Raw genomic sequence first — 18,805 nt, 5'->3', positions numbered from 1 at the left:
CTCTCTTGCAGGCACTATGGCGACTTTTTACTTAATGATTTCCCTATACGAATAGTTTTGCCAGATCTCTTTCGCGTGTTTGCGGCTTGCTTCTTTTGTTGATCCCTCTGCTCGTATGTCAGTTCTCGAGTTTCCGCCTTTCGGGCGATGTACATATTCCACCATCTGTCTTCTATTTTCCCTTGATCCCGCAGGTTTTGGATCACCGTCGTCGGATGCATCAGTAAAACATACTTATATTTCGAGGCCCCTGCGCTCTTTGTTTTGATAAAACCTAACTCCTCTAATTTGGCCATCCGCTCATGCCATGACCTTAGACGACCGACAGAGAATCCACATGCGAACGCGTGGTCTGATTCTTGCTTTAGCTCTATGAAACCTTCCCCGTAATGATGGGAAAGTAGTTCAAGATAAACCGCCGTAGGATCTTCAGGTCCGCGGATGTCCTTCTTCAAGAGCGCCAAGCAAAGCGGGAAGGTACGCGGGATTTTAAACCACCCGACCTCTTCCCCAGTCCAAACGTCCTCATCTTCTGACCACAATTCCTTACGAAGCCGTTGCCGCTTGCTCGCCATCTATCTATCGCTCCAAATTCAATCGGCTAGCTACCGCGGATTGCTAGCCTTCGTCCTGGTGTCGATCGTCACAAAGGATCCACTCCCAATCGATGGTTAGAGAGTATCCCCGTAAATACCTAACAGTAAAGAACTTAGATTCGAACCCTCCGAGATACACGGAGCTTGGGTTCATACCCCGCAAGTGATTTTCCCGCGAGAATTCGCTGATAAATAGAAAAAGGTGCGAGTTTTCGCGCACCTTTCGTGAAACAGCCCATTTAAGGCTCCAATTTTCAAGTTTTCAAGGGGATAGGAGAGGGGAGAGGTTTGACCTGTCTCCCCTGTCTCCTAATGTTTCATCATGTCTCAGTCGTGTCCCTGTGCACGAAACTGCCTTACCTACTGCAACAATCCCTGTTCCGGTTCCTTATGGTTTGATTCATCCGGCGGAATCACCACGGCTGCTGCGACCTTGTCCGCTTCATCCAAGCTGAGGAGTTTGACCCCCTGGGTGCTGCGGCCGGCGGCTCGAATTGTCTTGGTGTCGATGCGGATCATCTTGCCGAACTGGCTGATCGCCATCAGTTCGCTGGTCTCGTCGACCAAGTTGATGGACGAAACCTTGCCGGTCTTGGCTGTCGCCTTCATGTTGATGACGCCCGAGCCGCCGCGGGTCTGCAGGCGGTACTCCTCAGCATCGGTACGCTTACCGAAGCCGTTCTCCGAAACCGAGAGGATGAGGCACGGCGTAATGGTTGCGCCCTCTGCCGCACGCTTCTGACGGGACTCTTCGCTCGGCGTCGTCGCCAGAGCGATGACGTAGTCATCCTTTTTCAGCGTGATGCCCTTCACACCAGCGGCCGGGCGGCCCATGCTGCGGACGTCCGTCTCCGGGAAGCGAATGGCCATACCCTCACGAGTAGCGAGGAAGATGACCTGGTTGCCGTCGGTGACGCGGGTGCCGACCAGCTCGTCGTCCTTGCCGATCCCGATGGCAATGATGCCGCGGGTCATGACGTTGGAGAAGTCAGTCAGCGGGGTCTTCTTGACCGTGCCCTGCTGCGTCGCGAAGAAGATGAACTTGCCCTCTTCCGTCAGGTCGCGGATGCCGAGGTAGGTCACGACCTTCTCGCCCGGCTGCAGCGCCAGCAGGTTGGCGATGTGCTTGCCCTTGCCGGCGGCGCCGACGTCGGGAATCTCGTAGATCTTCACCCAGAAGACACGGCCGGTGTTGGTGAAGCACAACAGGTACGAGTGCGTGGACTCGACGATCAACTGTGCGACGAAGTCCTCCTCACGCGTCTTCATGCCCAGGCGGCCGGTGCCGCCGCGGCGCTGCTGACGATAGGTCGAGATCGGCGTGCGCTTCAGGTAGCCGGTGTTCGAGACCGTCACGGCAACCTGCTCGTCGGCGATCAGGTCTTCGAGCGTAAGCTCGGCGCCTTCATCGACGATCTGCGTGCGGCGCTCGTTGCCGTACTTGTCACGGACCTCTTCGAGCTCCTTGACGATAACCCTGCGCAGCTTCTTGTCTGAGGCCAGGATCGACTCGTACTCGGCAATGTTGTCGCGAACCTCGCCCAGTTCCTTCAGGATCTCGTCGATCGAGAGCTGAGTCAGTCTGTAGAGCTGCAGTTCCAGGATGGCGTCGATCTGGCGGTAGCTGAGGATCAGGCTGCCGTTGGCGGGCAGTGTCTCCGCCGTGATGCCGTACTTGACCGGGTCGAGCGTGATGCCGGCAATCTCAGTGCCGTTGAGCGAGATAGCGCGGCCGGAGAAGTAGCGGAACAGATTCTCGCGGGCATCGGCGCGGCTGGAGCTGTTGCGGATGGTGCGGATGACCTGGTCCAGGTGATCCAACGCAATCTGGTAGCCGACCAGGATGTGTTCGCGGTCGCGGGCCTTGCCCAGCAGGAAGGCGGTGCGGCGGCGCACCACATCGATACGGTGCTCGATGAAGGCGCGGATCGCGTCGGGCAGCGGAAGCTCGCGCGGCTGGCCGTTGTGCACGGCCAGGAAGATCATGGAGAAGCTCTCCTGCATCTGCGTGTGCTTGAAGAGCTGGTTGAGCACAATCTCGGGCTGAGCTCCGCGCTTCAGTTCGATGACGATGCGCATACCCTCGCGGTCGGAGAAGTCGTCCACGCCGGAGATCTCGTCGATGACCTTGTCATTGACCAGCTCGGCGATGCGCTTGATGAGGTTGGACTTGTTGACCTGGAAGGGAAGCTCGGTGACGACGATGGACTGGCGTCCTCCGGAGATAGCCTCGGTCGCAACCTTGGCGCGGACCAGGAAGCGTCCACGGCCGGTGGAGTAGGCTTTCTCGATGCCGCTCTTGCCGTAGATGATGCCGCCGGTGGGGAAGTCCGGTCCCTGCACATGGCGAAGCACTTCTTTCACCCCGATGCTGGGGTTGTTGACCATATCGATGGCCGCATTCACCACCTCGGTGAGGTTGTGCGGCGGAATCTTGGTGGCCATGCCCACAGCAATACCTTCCGCCCCGTTGATGATGAGGTTCGGCACGCGCGTGGGCAGCACCGTGGGCTCCAGCACCGATTCGTCGTAGTTCGGCGTGAAGTCGACAGTATCCATGTCGATATCGGCCAGCATCTCGCCGGCGATCTTGGTCATACGCGACTCGGTGTAACGCATGGCGGCCGGCGGATCGCCGTCGACCGAACCGAAGTTACCCTGACCGTCGACCATGGGATAACGCATGCTGAAAGGCTGCGCCAGACGCACCAACGCGTCATAGATGGCGGAGTCGCCGTGCGGATGGTACTGACCCATGGCCTGGCCGACGATCTTGGCCGACTTGGTGTACTTCTTATTGGCCGTCAGCCCCATCTCCGACATGGTGTAGAGGATGCGGCGATGCACAGGCTTCAACCCGTCGCGAACATCGGGCAACGCGCGGCCGATGATCACCGACATGGAGTAGTCGAGATAGCTGCGGCGCATCTCATCTTCGATATTGATCGGAATGATAGAAGTGCCGGCGGGGGAATTGCCGTCGCCGCTGTTGCCTGAGTTGAGCGGGAGATTGTTCTGATCGTCTGCCATGTGGATGGTTTAAGTATACCGTTTTACGGGTGGTTTTGACAGGCTGGCGAGCGCACGAAAGTGATTGATTTTATTGGTATTTTTGCGCATTTCAAACCGTCGTCAGGAGCGGTGGAAATACGCCTGTTCTTCGCCCCCGGAAATGAGGGCAAAACCCATACACCGGGTGCCCCAGGTCCCTTGGGGACCTGGGTATTCGCGCTACGCGCGAACCGCCTTTCTTTGTCATCCCGAAGGGATCTGCTTTTTCTCTTTTTGGGCCGAGGGATTGGGTAGAGAAGCAGATTTCTCCGTTCCCTCCGATCACTCCGAAATGACAAACAAACAATCCCTCGGCTCTCCTACCGTCTCCAAGGCATCTGCACCGTATACACCGGAGTCGCCGTCACGCTCTCCTGCTTCACCGCCAGCAACTTCCGCTTCCGCAGCCAGCCCACTGCTGTCTGCGCCGCCGAACGCGAAAGCCCCGTCTCCTCGGCTAAAGCTGCATAACTGATGGCAACCGACTCACCGTTCCGCTGCTGCTCCGCATACAGCCACAGATAGATCAGAAACGCCGCCGGCTTCCGGTCATGCCCAACCAGATCACGGAGCAACGTCTGCGGAATGTAAGCGTCAAGTGAGACCGGTTTCATAGCTATACCTGTGAATGGTATAGCAACGAATGGCACATTGAGTTCCGCAGAACACAGGGGTAGCCTCTCCCTCGGAGATACTCACTATGATTCGCGGCATCAAGTTCATCAGCGTTCCGGTCAAGGACCAGGACGCGTCGCTGAAGTTCTATACCGAGACGCTCGGCTTCAAGGTCAAGACCGACCAGGAGTTCGTCCCCGGCGGACAGCGCTGGATCGAACTCGCCATTCCCGGCGCCGACACAGGCCTCGCCCTCTTCACGCCCGAAGGCCACGAAGACCGTATCGGCACCTTCCAGCCCATCAGCATGTGGTGCGACGACGTCTTCGCCACCACTGACCAGCTGAAACGAAAGGGCGTGAGCTTCTTCAAAGATCCGAAGAAGGAGGACTGGGGAACCGCCGCCATCTTCGAGGATGTGGATGGGAATAAGTTCGTGCTGAGCAGCCGCTGAGTGGAACACGGTCCTATCCTTTGTCATTCCGTAGCAACGCGGAGGAATCTGCTTCTCGCATTGAACTCATCGTTGCAGTTATCGGTAGAAAAGCAGATTTCTCCGTTCCCTCCGGTCACTGCGAAATGACAAACAAAGGGCAGCCATCGATCAAAGCGCTGAAGGCGCGTTCTATATCAGCCTGGGGCAACGCCCCAGGTTTCGGGCTTCTTTCGTTCGTGCGGGATAACAAAACGATGAATCGGAATTCATCTGGCAACGCCCTCATGGACATGGGGCATCGCAGCCAGCACCGCACCCAGCGGAGTTATTTGAGGTGAATTCCATGACCATCCCACAGAACGTTCGCCAATGTATCGAGGACTGTCTCCAGTGCTACCAGGTCTGTACCGAGACCTCTGCCATGTGTCTGGAGATGGGCGGCAAACACGCCGACCCCGGACACCTGACCACGATGCACGACTGTGCCGAGATCTGCGATCTGGCTGCAGGCTTCATGAGCCGCAGCTCAGAGTTTGGATCAGAGCTGTGCGGTCTGTGCGCCGAGATCTGCCGCCGTTGCAGCGAAAGCTGCCGCGAACTGGCCGCTGATGGAGAGTTCATGCAACGCTGCGCGGATGTGTGCGAGCACTGCGCCGAGAGCTGTGAAGCGATTTCCGGGAAGCGGAGACGGGCTGCGTAGGAATATTTTGCGAAGGTAATGAGTAAGAGCAGCGGGCTTTATGGGTGGGAGCAGCGGGCTTCAGCCCGCTGATTTAGAGTCTCTGAAAAATTGGGCTTTAGCCCTGGGCTTTCTTCTCAACTGAACAAACAGCCCAGGGCTAAAGCCCAATTTATACAAGCCCGATAAAGCGAAGGCTAAAGCCCTCGCCTCCCACCAGATTCGAGCTTCGCTCGAACGTCCCACCCATCGCTTTTCATCCCAACGAACAAAGTTTGTTGGGCACCCAGTGCATAGGTTTGTTTGAAGAGTATTGGTAGCACCCATACCACCTGCAAATATCGACCCTTCAAAAACTCTGATCCGTCTCCAATGATCCGACCTTTGCATCCAGATCAGCCTGCGCCTGTGTACGCTTCTGCTTCAGCGCATCCTGTTCTTTGCGCAGCGCGGCAAACTGATCTTCCTGTTCGTTCAACTCACGCGTATAGCGACGAATCAAGTCCCGCTCCTCGGCTGAGTTCTTCAACGCCGAGAGATTGTTACGCAGACGATCCTGATCTTTACTGATGCTATCGATCTGAGTCTGCTTGTCCTTGATCTGGTTGTCGATCTCCGTAAGCTGACGACGTGCTTCCAGAATGGGCTGAAGCTCCTGCCGCAACTTAGGATCGTTACCGTTAGTAAGGATAATCACATCGAACGTTTGCTCATTCATCGTCGCCAGACGCCAGCTCTGCGCGATGGTGTGGCGCTCACCGACGTGCAGGCGAACTGTCTCACCGGGCGCTGCGGCAACGCGATAACGATAGGCATTCGGCGTAGTCTCTGCAGGTGCGGTATCGGAGTCGAGCTCCCATCCGTTACGGCGGGCATGTTCCACGATCACCATGCGCGCCGAGGTACCGGAGTTGCGGACGACGTAGGTAATCTCTGCAATCTCGCGGCTGCTCATCTTCAGCACACCCTGATGCATCGTTGCCTGCTGCAGATGACGCGAGTCCAGCCTCGACTCGGTTGAAACCCGCACCGCATCATCCGCCGCATACGAAAGCAAACGTCGCTCGCTGGGATGGATGGGATCGACCAGACCTTCACCACCGAAGCTTCCGTTCTCGATGACGGAGAAGCTGCCACGATCGAGTGTTGCTCCAGTCGAGTTGGTAAGCCACAACGCACGCAGCGGGCGCGGCTGCGTCGACGACCACAGTGTAACTCGCTCGACATCGACCTTCGACTGCAGCACCGGCACCATTGCCGATTCGTTCTTGCGAATCGTAATGGGTTGATTCAGCTTGTACTCAAAATAATCGTCGTAGGCATTTGCTGCAGCATTCGGAGTGATGGATGCCGCAGCGGAGTCTTCATAAGCGGTCGGAGGAGCCGGAGACGCAGCCACCAACGAATTCATAGCAACTCCCTGACCAACTCTCATGGCGCCCCCGCCATAGTTGCCGCCAGAGCCTGGTCCAAGTCCGGAGGCATTTCCGGAGCCAATGCCAGTGCCATTTCCAACACTGAGGGGGGCAGGAGCATAGCCGCCTAACACTTCCTTTTTGAGCTCCCTTCCATTGATCGCAGCATCGTGTGTCTGCGGCGCCAGCTGTGCCTCCTGAGGCAATCCAATCTCAGGCCGACGCGTGTAATACGGTTGCGAGATCGGCTGGACAAAGCTCTGCGGAGAACCTGCAATCAACGAGAGCTGGACGTTATTCCAATCCGTGCCGACAGTGTTATCAATCACTGCCCACGACTGCAGCGTCGCCTGCTGCTTCTGTCCACCATCCGAGAAGATCAACCGATAGGTCGACTTCCACACCGGCACCTCAGAGATGTAACTCACGCGGATCTGCCGTGCACCGGTACCGGTCGCACTAAGAGTCAGGTGACGCAGACCGCCTCCGCGATTTGCAGCCAACAGCTCCAGGTAATGCGAGAGATCCTGATGCAGAGCACCATCGAGCAGACGTACCTGTGTCTGCGAGTTGAGTTGGATGGTCCGCACGCCTCCACCATCGGAGACCACGGTCAGGAACTGTGCCATTGGCCGCGGCTTATCGTCTCCGCTGCCGGTGTTGCCTGCAGGAAGATCACGCGACTCCACATTCAACAACCGCCCAGTAACAGCCGCACCATTGCCCGTGACCTCAATGCGTGCGCCACGAATCGCCTGGTAGAGATCGGCTTCGGTAGGGTTCTGACTCAGCGCCAGCGGCAGGCTCTTCAACTGCTGGTCCAGCGGTGTCGTGGAGTTGTAACCTGCGCCGTTAATCTTGCCGCCGTTCAGGTCGATCGCGGTCAGTGTCTGCAGCACATCGTTGAGCTGCTCGCTGGTGAAGTCGATCGTCACCTGCTGATTGCCGGTGACCTCACCTGCGTGTTCGAAGAAGCCGACACCGTTCTTATAGAGTGCAACACTTCGCACGGGTAGGCTCTGCGCCGTGGCTTCCTTCGCAGCACGCAGCACACGCGGCGTCGTAGGCGCGGCAGCCTGCTGGGCTGCAATGTTGGCAGGGTTGAGAAGTGAAGATGAGAGGAGTGAAGCAACCAGCGCGGCAGCAGACGATCTCAATGCAGGCCTCCGAGGGCACAACAACTACGGCAGTTTAGACCGTGGAGGTTGGGTTTAGTGAGTCTAACTGCCAGAGATAGACACCCCCGGATGTAGAAAGGTTCCCGGATACATCATGGCCCCCATGCACTGGGTGCCCCAGGTCCCTCGGGGACCTGGGCCCGGCCTTTCACCGTCTTGCCCATTCCGAGGCTATTTCCACACGGCCGATCTCTCCGGTCAGATAGTGACGATAACTAGACCACTTCCACTCTTCGGGCTCGTAAACGAGACCCCGAGTCACAGGATTGCGGTGGATATACTTCACTTTCTCCTTGTACTTCGGTCCCGAGTACACATTGAAGTCGTAATATCGCGGCATCCAGAACCGGGTCCACATACTCCGCTGCGTTACCGAAAGCTTGATCGCCTTCATAGCATCGGATAGCAGACCCACCTTTGGTTCTGACACCAGAAGATGTACATGCTCTGGCATGATGACATACGCGAAGATCTCGAATTGATATCTCTCCCGCATCCGTTCGAGCGCGTCTTCAAACAATTCACAGTGTTCGGATTTATTGAAGTAAGGCTTTCGTTCGTAACAACTGACCGTCACGAAGTGCTTGTCCCCTTCGTCTTGGATCCGCAACATCCCGAGCGTCACGCGCCAAGGATATCTCACGAAAGGATGTTTCTGTGAAAGGCCGGGCCCAGGTCCCCGAGGGACCTGGGGCACCCGGTGCATGGGTTAAGGAGAATCTATGTGCACACGAAGAAAGGGCCGGCTTTCGCCGGCCCTTCTGTTTTGCACCGCAGGTGCGTCTCGCTGGACGCGTAGTCCTATTCGGCGGCGAGTTCTTCCTGTTCGCCTTCCATGCGCATTGCCTCGAGCTCGCGCTCTTCGGCGTCGTGCGCTTCCTGGACTTCCTGCTGGATACGGGCAGCTGCTTCTTCCAGCTCCGGAGAGAGCTGGACGTTGCGGTAGTACTCCATGCCCGTACCGGCCGGGATCAGGCGGCCGACGATGACGTTCTCCTTCAGACCGCGCAGGTTGTCGATGGCTCCGTTGATAGAAGCCTCGGTAAGTACGCGCGTGGTCTCCTGGAAGCTGGCTGCGGAGATGAAGCTCTCCGTCGACAGCGACGCCTTGGTGATACCGAGCAGCAGCGGGCGGCCGATTGCCGGACGTCCACCGTTGGCGATGGCCTTGTCGTTCTCCTCGCGGAAGCGGAACTTGTCCACCTGCTGTTCCAGCAGGAAGTTGGTATCGCCCACATCCTCGATCTTCACCCAGCGCAGCATCTGACGAACGATGGTCTCGATGTGCTTATCGGAGATAGCCACACCCTGCAACCGGTAGACTTCCTGGATCTCGTTCACCAGGTAGATCTGCAGTTCGCGCTCGCCCAGCACGGCAAGAATGTCGTGCGGATTGAGAGGACCGTCCATCAGCTGGTCGCCGGCACGAAGGCGCTCGCCTTCCTGCACGTTGACGTGGATACCGCGCGGGATGGAGTACTCGCGCTCCTCGCCGTTGTCGCCGGTGACGTAGATCTTACGCTGACCCTTGGTGACGTCGCCGAACCGGACCACGCCATCGATCTCGCTGATGGTGGCCGTTTCGCGCGGCTTACGGGCCTCGAAGAGTTCCACAACACGCGGCAGACCGCCGGTGATGTCCTTCGTACGGGTCGACTCACGCGGAATCTTCGCGAGCACATCGCCCGGGAAGACCTCATCGCCATCGGCAACCATAAGGTGCGAGCGCGAAGGCATGAGGTAGCGCTTGTTGGCCTTGTCGGACTTGATGAGCAGCGTGGGCTGACGCTTTTCGTCGGGAGCGTCCGTAACCACCAGGCGCGAGAGGCCGGTGACTTCGTCCACTTCTTCGTTGAGCGTGATGCCTTCCTGCAGGTCCTTGAACTGCACCGTACCACCAACCTCGGTGACGATGGAGAAGGTATACGGATCCCACTCGCCGAGGGTGGCGCCGAGCTCGACCTGCTGGCCGTCCTCAACGCGCAGCTTCGCACCGTAGAGGATCGCGTAACGCTCCTTCTCGCGGCCCTTCTCGTCGAGGATGGCGATCGAACCGGAGCGATTCATGGCAACCAGGCCACCGTCCTTGGAGCGGACCGTGTTCAGGTTGATGAAGCGCACGGAACCGGGATTCTTGGCGTCGAGGTGCGACTGCTCGTTGACGCGCGATGCCGTTCCACCGACGTGGAAGGTACGCATCGTGAGCTGCGTTCCAGGCTCACCGATGGACTGTGCCGCGATAACACCGACGGCCTCGCCCATCTCAACCATCTTGCCGGAGCCGAGGTTACGGCCATAGCAGAGCTGGCAGGCGCCGCGGCGCGACTCGCAGGTGAGCACCGAGCGGATCTTCACGCGCTCCACGCCGGCGGCCTGGATTGCGGAAGCCTTGTCCTCGTCGATCTCCTGGTTCACTTCGACAATGACGTTGCCCTCGAAGTCCTTGAGCTTCTCGAGCGAGACGCGGCCGATGATACGGTCACGCAGCGGCTCGATGGTCTCACCGGCTTCGATGATCGGGGTGACGTAGATACCCTCAACAGTGCCGCAGTCGTTCTCACTGATGATCACGTCCTGCGCCACGTCGACCAGACGGCGGGTCAGGTAACCCGAGTCAGCGGTCTTCAGAGCGGTATCGGCCAAACCCTTACGTGCGCCGTGCGTCGAGATGAAGTACTGCAACACGGTCAGACCTTCACGGAAGTTCGCCGTGATGGGGGTTTCGATGATTTCGCCCGAGGGCTTGGCCATCAGACCGCGCATACCCGACAGCTGACGGATCTGCTGCTTCGAACCACGAGCGCCCGAGTCGGCCATGATGTAGATCGGGTTCATGGCGCCTTCCTTATCGGCGCGCTTCATGTTGCCGAACATCTCATCGGCCACCTTTTCGGTGATTCCCGACCACAGCTGGATGACCTTGTTGTTACGCTCGCCGTTGGTGATAGCGCCGTCCAGATACTGCTGCTGCAGCGCGATGACCTGCTTTTCAGCGTCGTGCACAACGGTGTACTTCGAGTCCGGGATGACCATGTCGTCCAGACCAACCGACAGACCAGAACGCGTGGCGTACTGGAAGCCCAGCTCCTTGATGCGGTCCAGCGCCTTCACCGTGGTCTCGAGACCGAGGTTCAGGTAGCTGTAGTTCACCAGCTGGCCGATGCCCTTCTTCTTCAGCAGGCCGTTTACGTACGGCATGCCGTCAGGCAGAGCGTCGTTCAGGATGGCGCGGCCCACGGTGGTGGAGATGTACTGCTTGTTGTACTCCACCGGCTCGGTGTGCAGCAGGTCCTGATCGTCGTACGCGGTCGTCATGTCGAGCACAGTACCGGAGTAGCGCAGACGGATCGGCGAGAGCGTCTCCACTTCGCCGGCGTGCAGGGCCATCAGCACCTCTTCGATGTTGCCGAAGGTGCGGCCTTCGCCCCTGGCGCCGACCTTGGACTTGGTCAGGTAGTACAGACCAAGCACCATGTCCTGCGTGGGCACCGTGATCGGTGCGCCGCTGGCGGGCGAAAGGATGTTGTGCGACGCGAGCATCAGCACGCTGGCTTCGACCTGAGCTTCAGGCGAGAGCGGAATGTGCACGGCCATCTGGTCGCCGTCGAAGTCCGCGTTGAAGGCGGTGCAGACCAGCGGGTGGATCTTGATGGCCTTACCTTCCACCAGCACGGGCTCGAAGGCCTGAATGCCGAGGCGGTGCAGCGTTGGAGCGCGGTTCAGCAGCACCGGATGGTCCTTGATGACCTCTTCCAGGATGTCCCAAACGATGGGCTCCTGCAGCTCAACCATCTCCTTGGCCTGCTTGATGGTGGTGCAGTGACCGGTCTGCTCCAGACGGTGATAGATGAAGGGCTTGAAGAGCTCAAGCGCCATCTTCTTCGGCAGACCGCACTGGTGCAGCTTCAGCTCAGGGCCGACCACGATTACGGAACGGCCGGAGTAGTCCACACGCTTACCGAGCAGGTTCTGACGGAAGCGGCCCTGCTTGCCCTTCAGGGTGTCAGAGAGCGACTTCAGCGGACGGTTGTTCGCGCCACGCAGCACGCGGCCGCGGCGGCCGTTGTCGAACAGCGCGTCTACCGCTTCCTGCAGCATGCGCTTTTCGTTGCGCACGATGACCTCAGGAGCGTGCAGGTCCATCAGCTTCTTCAGACGGTTGTTACGGTTGATCACGCGGCGATACAGATCGTTCAGATCTGAGGTCGCAAAGCGTCCGCCGTCCAGCGGCACCAGAGGACGAAGCTCGGGCGGGATCACCGGAATCACGTCCAGGATCATCCACTGCGGCTTGTTGTCGCTCTTGCGGAAAGCCTCAACCACCTTCAGGCGCTTGGCGTACTTCAGCTTCTTCTGGAGCGACTGCTCCTGCTTCATGCGCTCACGCAGCTCGATGCCGAGCTCGTTGACTTCAACGCGCTTGAGCAGCTCCTTGATCGCCTCGGCGCCCATCATGGCCTTGAAGCCGCTCGGACGATACTGCTGATCGAGCTCGCGGAACTTGGCTTCGTCCTTGATGATCTCGCGCTCCTTCACCGGAGCGTCGCCTGGATCTATGACGACATACGACTCGAAGTACAGCACGGCTTCGAGCTCGCGCAGCGAGATGTCGAGCAGGTGGCCGATACGCGAGGGCAGGCCCTTGAAGAACCACACGTGCGAGCAGGGCGAAGCCAGCTCGATGTGGCCCAGGCGCTCACGGCGGACCTTGGACAGTGTGACCTCAACGCCGCACTTGTCGCAGATCACACCGCGGTGCTTCATGCGCTTGTACTTGCCGCACAGGCACTCCCAGTCCGTGATCGGACCGAAGATGCGGGCGCAGAACAGGCCGTCGCGCTCAGGCTTGAAGGTACGGTAGTTGATGGTCTCGGGCTTGGTCACTTCGCCGTGCGACCAGCTGCGGATCTTCTCCGGGCTGGCGAGCGAGATGCGGATAGCGTCGAAGTCCGTGATGGGACCAGTCAGTTCAAAAGGGCTGGAGCGGAACATAATCTTCAGTCTCCGTGGCAGTGAGCTCAACTTCCTCTCACTGTCTTTGGTTTCACTTCACTGCGGTCACTTTTGGCGGACCGCGTTGCCGGTACTTACCAGATCTTGAGCGGGTGGGCGATCACCTTTCGGTGACCGCCACCTTCGTTAGTCGGCCGCCGCGATTGCGGGCACCGGAGCCTTCTTGCCGTCGAGCTTGATGAGTTCAACATCAAGGCAGAGCGACTGCAATTCGCGGATAAGCACGTTGAACGATTCGGGCACGCCAGGCTCGATCGCAGCTTCACCCTTGACGATGGCCTCGTAGATCTTCGTACGGCCATAGACGTCGTCGGACTTGGCGGTGAGCAGCTCCTGCAGGATGTAAGCAGCGCCGTATGCTTCCAGCGCCCACACTTCCATTTCGCCGAAGCGCTGTCCGCCGAACTGCGCCTTACCACCGAGCGGCTGCTGGGTGATGAGCGAGTACGGTCCGATCGAGCGGGCGTGGATCTTGTCGTCGACCAGGTGCGACAGCTTGAGCATGTAGATATAGCCCACAGTCGCCGGCTGTTCGAACGCATCACCGGTCATGCCGTCCAGCAGCTGCGACTTGCCCGAGCTGGGCAGGCCGGCTGACTTGAGCAGAGCCTTGATCTCACTTTCGCGAGCGCCGTCGAAGACCGCGGTGCCGAACCAGATACCACGCTTCATGCCGGCGGCGACGCGCATAGTCTGCTCGTCGTCGAGCTCCAGAAGCTGGTTCAGAGCAGCCGTGCCCTCAAAGCGTGCCTTGAAGATCTCGCGAACCTCAGCGGCGTCCTGGGCCTTCTTGGCCAGCTCCGCCACCTGCTCGCCGAGCGTATGCGCGGCCCAGCCGAGGTGCGTCTCGAGGATCTGTCCCACGTTCATACGGGACGGTACGCCGAGCGGGTTGAGCACGATCTCCATCGGGGTGCCGTCGGGCAGGTACGGCATATCCTCTTCGGGGAGGATACGGGCGATAACACCCTTGTTGCCGTGGCGGCCTGCCATCTTGTCACCGACCGAAAGCTTACGCTTCATGGCGATGTAGACCTTGACCAGCTTGATGACGCCCGGAGGCAGCTCATCGCCCTTCTGCAGCTTGCCGATCTTCTCGTTCGTGATCTTGCGCAGAACGTCGATCTGACGGGAGGTCATCTCCTCGATCTCATCGATCTGCTCGTTGACGCGCGGATCCTTGTCGTTGTAACGGATACGCTTCAGGTTACGCGTCGAGATCAGCTCGATGGTCTCGCGGTTCAGGATGTCGCCCTTCGAGAGCAGCTTCTTGTTGGTACGCTCGTCGTGCAGATCAGCCTGGACTTCCTTGCCGCCCAGGATGTTCTCAAGGCGCTTCAGACGCTCGTCGGTCAGAATGCGGATTTCGTCGCCGAGGTTCTTCTCCAGCTTCTCAATCTGCTCCTGCTCGATTGCCTTGGCGCGCTCGTCCTTCTCCTGGCCCTTACGGGAGAAGATGCGGACGTCAACGACCGTACCTTCAATGCCCGGAGGGCAGGTGAGCGAAGCATCACGAACATCACCGGCCTTCTCACCGAAGATGGCGCGCAGCAGCTTCTCTTCCGGAGTGAGCTGAGTCTCGCCCTTCGGCGTTACCTTGCCGACCAGGATGTCGTTGTGGCCAACCTTGGCGCCGATGCGGATGATGCCCGACTCGTCGAGATCACGCAGAGCGTGCTCGCTGACGTTCGGAATATCACGCGTGATCTCTTCCGGTCCAAGCTTCGTGTCGCGGGCTTCGATCTCGAACTCCTCGATGTGCACCGAGGTGTAGTAGTCCTCGCGGACCAGCTTTTCCGAGATCAGGATCGCGTCCTCGAAGTTGTAACCGCGCCACGGCATGAAGGCCACCAGCACGTTACGTCCAAGACCAAGCTCGCCCTGCTCCGTGCAAGGACCGTCAGCGATGACCTGGCCCTTGAGAACACGGTCGCCCTTACGAACCACCGGCTTCTGGTTGATGCAGGTGTTCTGGTTCGAACGCTTGAACTTGATGAGCTGGTAGATATCCGAACCAACCTCACGCGAGAGCTGTGTCGGATGATGCTCACCCTCAACGCGGATGATGATGCGCTCGGAGTCGACCGAGTCGACGATACCGTTACGCTTGGCCAGGATGACGGCGCCGGAGTCGCGGGCGGTGACGCCCTCCATACCGGTACCGACCAGCGGAGCCTCGGCGACCAGCAGCGGCACGGACTGGCGCTGCATGTTCGCTCCCATCAGAGCGCGGTTCGCGTCGTCGTGCTCAAGGAACGGCACCAGCGATGCGGCCACGGAGACCAGCTGCTTCGGCGAAACGTCGATGTAGTCGACCTCAGCCTTCGGAACCAGGACGAAGTTGCCCTGACGGCGGGCATTCACCAGGTCTTCCGTGATGACGCCTTGTCCATCCAGGTCAATGTTCGCCTGCGCGATGGTGTGACGGTCTTCTTCCCAGGCCGAGAGGTAGAAGCTGTAGGGCTCAACCTCAAGCACGCGCTTCTTGTCCTTCTTGAGCTGGTCAGCGAGCTTGTGGGCATCGTTGACCTCGAGCACATCGCCCACGCGCAGACCCGACTCGCCGCTGTTGGTCACAGCAACGTAGTCCAGTACCTGCGAGTCCTTCACCTTGCGGTAAGGCGACTCGATGAAGCCGTACTCATTGATGCGGGCAAAGCAGCTCAGCGAGCTGATCAGACCGATGTTCGGACCTTCCGGCGTCTCAATCGGGCAGATACGGCCGTAGTGCGTCGGGTGCACGTCACGGACTTCGAAGCCCGCGCGCTCACGCGACAGACCGCCCGGCCCAAGGGCCGACAGACGGCGCTTGTGCGTGATTTCTGACAGCGGATTGGTCTGATCCATGAACTGCGAGAGCTGCGACGATCCGAAGAACTCGCGAATGGCGGCCATAACCGGCTTCGCGTTGATCAGGTCGTGCGGCATCGCGGTCGACATCTCCTGGTAGACCGACATCTTTTCCTTGATGGCGCGCTCCATACGGACCAGGCCGATGCGGAACTGATTCTCCATCAGCTCGCCTACAGCGCGGACGCGGCGGTTGCCCAGGTGATCGATGTCGTCCACCACGCCGATGTTCTTGCGCAGCTTCAGCAGGTAGCGGATGGTGCCGTAGAAGTCCTCGGGCGTAAGAGTGCGCTTGTCGAGCTCGGTGGCGTCGGCGTTCTCATACAGCTTGATGTTGAACTTCAGACGGCCTACGCGCGAGAAGTCGTACTTGCGCGGATCGAAGAACATGCCCTCGAACAGAGCCGTGGCAGTGTCCAGCGTCGGCGGGTCGCCCGGACGCAGCTTACGGTAGATCTCGATCAGCGCCTCTTCCGGCTTGCGGACAGAGTCACGCTTCAGCGTGTTGGTGATGATGTTGCCCACATCATCGCGCTCCGGGAAGAAGACCTCGATGCTGGTCACACCCGACTGCGCGATCTTGTGCAGCTTGTCGGTGGTGACCTCCTGGTTGGCCTCATACAGCAGCTCGCCCGTCGTCAGGTCGACAACGTCAGCGGCGAAGATCGACGCGTCGAACTCGGCGGTCTCAACCTCAACGTCAGCAACCTTGCCGGCGCGGATCTGCTTCAGGATCGAGGGGGAAACCTTGCGGTTCGGATGAGCGACATCGTTGCCATCCACCTTCACCACAGCCGCCGGCTTCGAACCCAGCAGATTGGTGGCGCCCTCTTCCTTTACCTTCCAGAACAGCTTCTGGTCGCGGACGTTGATGGTGTCCACGGTGTAGAAGGTCTTCAGGATCTCTTCGTCGGTGCGCAGGCCGAGAGCACGCAGGAAGATGGTGCCCAGGAACTTACGCTTACGGTCGATACGGACATACAGAATGTTCTTCTGGTCGTACTCGAACTCGACCCAGCTTCCGCGGTAGGGAATGATCTTGCCCAGGAAGTAGGTACGGTTGTTCGCAGTCTCGAAGAAGACACCGGGCGAGCGGTGCAGCTGCGAGACGATAACGCGCTCAGTACCGTTCACGATGAAGGTACCGTTCGGCGTCATTAGCGGGATATCGCCGAAGAAGACTTCCTGCTCCTTCATGTCACGCAGGGTCTTGGCGCCGGTATCCGGATCCTTGTCGTAGATCTTCAGGCGGATGGTCACCTTCAACGGAGCGGAGAAGGTCATGCCGCGCTCTTCGCACTCAGCCTGGTCATACTTCAGCTGCAGACCGACAGGGTCACCGCACTTGGTGCAGAAGTCGGGGGTGTTCTTGTTGTAGGTTCCGCAGAAGGTACAAAGAACATCGCCCGGGTGGAATGGGTCAGTGATCACCATGTGGCCGCAGTTGACGCAGGCCGTACGCAGGTGATTCAGACCCTTGAGGTAACCGCACTTGCACTCCCAGTTGCCGATGGAGTAGTCGACAAACTCGAGTTCCGAGACGTTCCGGAAATCGGTGATCGGAAAGACAGAGGTAAAGACCGACTGCAGGCCGTTATCTTCACGCTCCTGCGGCAGCTTATCCATCTGCAGGAAACGCTCATAGCTGCGGCGCTGGACCTCGATGAGGTTCGGGATCTGGATAGCGGTAGGGATTTTGGAAAAGTCGAGACGGCTACGGACCGCGCGCAATTCGCTGGACATCGTGTGTTTGCTCCTGACTTCGTGCCTTCCGAGGCCTCCGGTTGGCTTTGCGTCGCATCTAACCCGCAATGCCTTCCGAAGGGGCGGCGGACTCAAGCTTCTGAGATTCCGCCCGGATGTTTGCGCTGTTCAGACCCGCCCGTCCTCGGTTGCCGGACTGGTCCATGCGCAGGATGCTGCGCCGAAGTGGCGAAACTTCGACCTTGAAACCTGAATTTTGTTGGCTGCCCGGCAGTGAATTCTGCTATAACAAGCGCGAGCAGCGCAGAGAGACGCTATCTGCTGCCCGGATGCAAAGACGGCAAAACGCCCTTAGAGACGACGAGTCCCAAGAGCGCAACGACCGGCTTGTGCACTAGCTGAATCTTTTCGATGTAAATATCTGCCGCCTGCTTTCGGTTCGCCCTTCCGAAAGCTATTGCCGCGAATGATTACTGCTCGGGGTACCATGCCGGTGCGCTCGCCGCTCACGCATTCTGCATGACCGGCCCTTGGTGGGCCGGGAGTAAATCCTGATCTTGTCGAGTATCGGTGAGACCGGAAAGTCGTCGCGAGCCCATCTGCCCCGTTACGCACACCCAGGCAGGAGCGGGTCTCCTCATCCATAGAGGATACCGCTTCCGCTTTGGAAGTGCAAGTGCTGGGTGCGAGCCGAAATCCGTCTCACAGACGAATCTCCGGGCCGCAGCCCGGAGTCCGCCAGAACCCTTCGCCCGAAGGCGAGAAGTTACTTGATCTCGACAGCCGCGATGCCTTCGAACTTCTTCGCAACGGCAGCCGCTTCGTCCTTCGAGACGTTCTCCTTCAAGGGCTTCGGAGCGCCGTCGACCAGGTCCTTGGCTTCCTTGAGGCCCAGGCTGGTGACTTCGCGCACAGCCTTGATGGTGTTGATCTTGTTCGCGCCGGCTTCCTTCAGGATGACGGTGAACTCGGTCTTCTCTTCGGCCGCGGGAGCAGCAGCACCCGCACCGGCGCCAGCGACGACCACAGGGGCCGCGGCTGCCGCGGAGACGCCGAGGCGCTCCTCGAGCTTCTTGACGAGAGCCGCCGCGTCGAGCAGGCTCAGGCTAACGATCTGATCTTCCAACTGCTGAATGTCCGCCATGTTGTTTCTCCAGTACTTCTGAACTTGAAATTTTGTTTACTGCTTACTACTTTCCGGAGCCCACTTCCACTCCGGTTGCCATCCTCGACAGGCTCCGATGCGCCCAGACAAGCGCCCCGTCGCG

10 protein-coding genes are annotated in these 18,805 nt (G+C 59.1%); 2 read left to right on the top strand and 8 right to left on the bottom strand.

Annotation, left to right across the window (positions count from 1 at the left end; translation table 11 throughout):
• Nucleotides 1-14: 14 nt before the first annotated feature.
• The 3 genes from FTW19_RS04530 to FTW19_RS04520 all read right to left on the bottom strand — a co-directional run bounded on the left by FTW19_RS04530 (nucleotide 15) and on the right by FTW19_RS04520 (nucleotide 4,261).
• Entirely contained in the window at nucleotides 15-575 is a 561-nt protein-coding gene (locus FTW19_RS04530) for a hypothetical protein (RefSeq protein ID WP_147646535.1), read from the bottom strand.
• Between the two features lie 381 nt (nucleotides 576-956).
• Complete coding sequence (gene gyrA / locus FTW19_RS04525) at nucleotides 957-3,626, bottom strand: DNA gyrase subunit A (RefSeq protein WP_147646534.1); 2,670 nt, start codon at nucleotides 3,624-3,626, stop codon at nucleotides 957-959.
• A 341-nt stretch (nucleotides 3,627-3,967) separates the two neighbouring features.
• Entirely contained in the window at nucleotides 3,968-4,261 is a 294-nt protein-coding gene (locus FTW19_RS04520) for a helix-turn-helix domain-containing protein (protein WP_147646533.1), read from the bottom strand.
• An 86-nt stretch (nucleotides 4,262-4,347) separates the two neighbouring features.
• On the opposite strand from FTW19_RS04520, the gene FTW19_RS04515 reads away from it, so the two are divergent.
• The gene (locus FTW19_RS04515; protein ID WP_147646532.1) at nucleotides 4,348-4,716 is read left to right on the top strand and encodes a VOC family protein; all 369 of its coding nucleotides are present in this window, start codon (nucleotides 4,348-4,350) and stop codon (nucleotides 4,714-4,716) included.
• 325 nt (nucleotides 4,717-5,041) lie between these two features.
• Nucleotides 5,042-5,398: a four-helix bundle copper-binding protein gene (locus FTW19_RS04510; RefSeq protein WP_147646531.1), complete on the top strand. Its 357-nt coding sequence runs from the start codon at nucleotides 5,042-5,044 to the stop codon at nucleotides 5,396-5,398.
• A 328-nt stretch (nucleotides 5,399-5,726) separates the two neighbouring features.
• Here the strand turns inward: FTW19_RS04510 and FTW19_RS04505 are convergent, their stop codons facing one another.
• The 5 genes from FTW19_RS04505 to rplL all read right to left on the bottom strand — a co-directional run bounded on the left by FTW19_RS04505 (nucleotide 5,727) and on the right by rplL (nucleotide 18,681).
• Nucleotides 5,727-7,949, bottom strand: a complete 2,223-nt coding sequence (locus FTW19_RS04505) for a DUF4139 domain-containing protein (protein ID WP_147646530.1) — start codon at nucleotides 7,947-7,949, stop codon at nucleotides 5,727-5,729.
• Nucleotides 7,950-8,118: 169 nt separating this feature from the next.
• Nucleotides 8,119-8,613 carry an REP-associated tyrosine transposase gene (locus FTW19_RS04500; protein WP_246153562.1) on the bottom strand — a complete coding sequence of 165 codons (495 nt, stop codon included), beginning with the start codon at nucleotides 8,611-8,613 and terminating at the stop codon, nucleotides 8,119-8,121.
• Nucleotides 8,614-8,771: 158 nt separating this feature from the next.
• Nucleotides 8,772-12,962, bottom strand: coding sequence for a DNA-directed RNA polymerase subunit beta' (rpoC, locus tag FTW19_RS04495; RefSeq protein ID WP_147646529.1), 4,191 nt, complete (start codon nucleotides 12,960-12,962; stop codon nucleotides 8,772-8,774).
• Nucleotides 12,963-13,109: 147 nt separating this feature from the next.
• Nucleotides 13,110-17,576 (bottom strand): DNA-directed RNA polymerase subunit beta, encoded by a 4,467-nt coding sequence (rpoB, locus tag FTW19_RS04490; RefSeq protein WP_147646528.1) that lies wholly within the window; start codon nucleotides 17,574-17,576, stop codon nucleotides 13,110-13,112.
• A 727-nt stretch (nucleotides 17,577-18,303) separates the two neighbouring features.
• Nucleotides 18,304-18,681 (bottom strand): 50S ribosomal protein L7/L12, encoded by a 378-nt coding sequence (gene rplL, locus FTW19_RS04485; RefSeq protein ID WP_147646527.1) that lies wholly within the window; start codon nucleotides 18,679-18,681, stop codon nucleotides 18,304-18,306.
• Nucleotides 18,682-18,805 lie beyond the last annotated feature (124 nt).

Origin of the sequence: Terriglobus albidus (assembly GCF_008000815.1) — a bacterium.
Taxonomy (GTDB): Bacteria; Acidobacteriota; Terriglobia; order Terriglobales; family Acidobacteriaceae; genus Terriglobus; species Terriglobus albidus_A.
This window is presented reverse-complemented; position numbering and strand designations above follow the sequence as displayed.

Bases quoted from the DNA above. Each gene is read 5' to 3' on its own strand.
- FTW19_RS04530 (WP_147646535.1), bottom strand. From the start codon at position 575: ATGGCGAGCAAGCGGCAACGGCTTCGTAAGGAATTGTGGTCAGAAGAT.
- gyrA (WP_147646534.1), bottom strand. From the start codon at position 3,626: ATGGCAGACGATCAGAACAATCTCCCGCTCAACTCAGGCAACAGCGGC.
- FTW19_RS04520 (WP_147646533.1), bottom strand. From the start codon at position 4,261: ATGAAACCGGTCTCACTTGACGCTTACATTCCGCAGACGTTGCTCCGT.
- FTW19_RS04515 (WP_147646532.1), top strand. From the start codon at position 4,348: ATGATTCGCGGCATCAAGTTCATCAGCGTTCCGGTCAAGGACCAGGAC.
- FTW19_RS04510 (WP_147646531.1), top strand. From the start codon at position 5,042: ATGACCATCCCACAGAACGTTCGCCAATGTATCGAGGACTGTCTCCAG.
- rpoC (WP_147646529.1), bottom strand. From the start codon at position 12,962: ATGTTCCGCTCCAGCCCTTTTGAACTGACTGGTCCCATCACGGACTTC.
- rpoB (WP_147646528.1), bottom strand. From the start codon at position 17,576: ATGTCCAGCGAATTGCGCGCGGTCCGTAGCCGTCTCGACTTTTCCAAA.
- rplL (WP_147646527.1), bottom strand. From the start codon at position 18,681: ATGGCGGACATTCAGCAGTTGGAAGATCAGATCGTTAGCCTGAGCCTG.